Genomic DNA, 2,013 nt, shown 5'->3' with positions numbered 1-2,013 from the left:
CCCCCGGGGGGGCCCCCCCCCCCACCCCCCCCCCCCCCCCCCGCCGCCCGGGGGGCCCCCTGTCCGGCCCGGGTGTCAGGCCCCGGGTGTCAGGCCCCGGGTGTCAGGCCCCGGGTGTCAGGCCCCGGGTGTCAGGCCCCGGGTGTCAGGCCCCGGGTGTCAGGCGATGAAGGCGCCGACCACCCACACACCGGTGGCCAGCAGCGCGCCCGCGAGCTCGATCAGGATGGACAGGCCGACGCCCTTGAGGGCGTGCACGGTCGAATCCCAGGCCGGCCTGCCCTCGCGCAGCCGCTCCAGCTCGCTCAGGTAGACGCCGAGGACGAAACCGGCGAACAATCCGACCACCGGGATGACGAAGAACCCGATGATGGCCAGGACGCCGCCGAGGACCAGCGCCCGCGTCGGCACCCCGGCCTCCTTCATGTTGCGGCCCGGCCAGGAGTACTTGACGATTCCCGACACCACGAGCAATACGGCGGCGACGGCGAAGACCACCCAGGCCGTCGTGCCGCCGGTGACGATGGCCCACACCAGGATCGCGCCGAAGATGGCCAGCACGCCGGGCAGCACCGGCACCACGATGCCGACCAGTCCGACCAGGATCACCAGACCGACGACGATCTCGCCCCACACACTCATTCCGAGTCCCTCTCGTCCGCCCGGCTCACCTCGAGCCCGCCCGTGCGCGCCGCTCGGATTCTCGCCCATCGCCCCGTGACGCGCACGCGGGGCCTCGGCCTGTGCGGCGCACCGTTATTGTCATATCGTCAATACAGCTCGCCGGGCCGGCTCCGGCGAGAGGCACCGGCTGCCGGTGACCAGGATCAACGACGAACCGAGGTAAGGCGTGAGCACACCATCCACCGCCACCAAGCAGGGCCCGCTCGCGGGCATCCGAGTTGTCGAGCTGGCAGGCATCGGCCCCGGCCCGCACGCGGCGTTGCTGCTGGCCGACCTGGGCGCCGATGTGGTGCGCGTCCAGCGACCCGGCCAGTTCCCCGGTCTGATGGAGCGTCCGCAGTGGCGCGGCCGCACGATCGTCGAGGCCAACCTCAAGGACCCGGCCGATGTCGAGAAGGTGCTCGGCCTCATCGACAAGGCCGATGTGCTGATCGAGGGCTTCCGCCCCGGTGTCACCGAGCGCATGGGGCTCGGCCCTGAGGAGACCCTCGCGCGCAACCCGCGCCTGGTGTACGGCCGCATGACCGGCTGGGGCCAGTACGGCCCGCTGGCCGACCGTGCGGGCCACGACATCAACTACATCTCGCTGACCGGCGTGCTGCACGCCATCGGCCGCAAGGGTGAGCGCCCGGTGCCGCCGCTGAACATGGTCGGCGACTTCGGCGGCGGCTCGATGTTCCTGGTGTTCGGCATCCTGGCGGCGCTGGTCGAGCGGCAGACCTCCGGCAAGGGCCAGGTCATCGACTCGGCGATGATCGACGGCGCGCTGGCGCTCTCGCACATGATCTGGGGCATGCGCGGCGTGGGCCTGTGGTCCGACGAGCGCGGCACCAACCTGCTCGACACCGGCATGGCGTTCTACGACACCTACGAGACCGCCGACGGCAAGTACATGGCCGTCGGCGCGATCGAGCCGCAGTTCTACGCCGAACTGCTGAAGGGCCTCGAACTGGACCCGGCCGACCTGCCCGCCCAGATCGACCCGAACGGCCAGGACGAACTGCGCAAGATCTTCACCGAGAAGTTCAAGACCAAGACCCGCGACGAGTGGGCCGAGATCTTCGCGGGCACCGACGCCTGCACCACCCCGGTGCTCACCCTGACCGAGGCCACCGAGAACGAGCACATCGTGGCCCGCACCGGGCTGGTCGAGATCGACGGCGTCGTGCAGCACGCGCCCGCCCCGCGCTTCTCGCGCACCCCGGCGGCCGTGCCGACCCCGCCGCCGAACGAGGGCACCCCGATCGAATCGGTCTGGGCGGACTGAGCTCCCTGCCCTGGAACGGCCCCCCGGCGGGCCCGGGGGGGGGGGGGGGGGGGGGGGGGGGG

Annotated in this window: 2 protein-coding genes; one reads left to right on the top strand and one right to left on the bottom strand. The window is 72.0% G+C overall.

Features of this window, described 5'->3' with window-relative positions:
• Window positions 1–159: 159 nt before the first annotated feature.
• Window positions 160–642: a DUF456 domain-containing protein gene (locus QH283_RS22580; RefSeq protein WP_280504962.1), complete on the bottom strand. Its 483-nt coding sequence runs from the start codon at window positions 640–642 to the stop codon at window positions 160–162.
• A gap of 208 nt (window positions 643–850) precedes the next feature.
• Between QH283_RS22580 and QH283_RS22575 the strand changes: the two genes are divergently transcribed.
• Complete coding sequence (locus tag QH283_RS22575) at window positions 851–1,951, top strand: CaiB/BaiF CoA transferase family protein (RefSeq protein WP_280504961.1); 1,101 nt, start codon at window positions 851–853, stop codon at window positions 1,949–1,951.
• The last annotated feature ends 62 nt before the right edge of the window (window positions 1,952–2,013 follow it).

Source organism: Nocardia farcinica, assembly GCF_029867845.1.
Classification (GTDB): Bacteria; Actinomycetota; Actinomycetes; order Mycobacteriales; family Mycobacteriaceae; genus Nocardia; species Nocardia farcinica_A.
The sequence above is the reverse complement of the archived record's forward strand: the minus strand, read 5'-3'. Positions and strand labels throughout refer to the sequence as shown.

Excerpts from the sequence above, each read along its gene's own strand:
- QH283_RS22580 (WP_280504962.1), bottom strand. The coding sequence starts at position 642 with ATGAGTGTGTGGGGCGAGATCGTCGTCGGTCTGGTGATCCTGGTCGGA.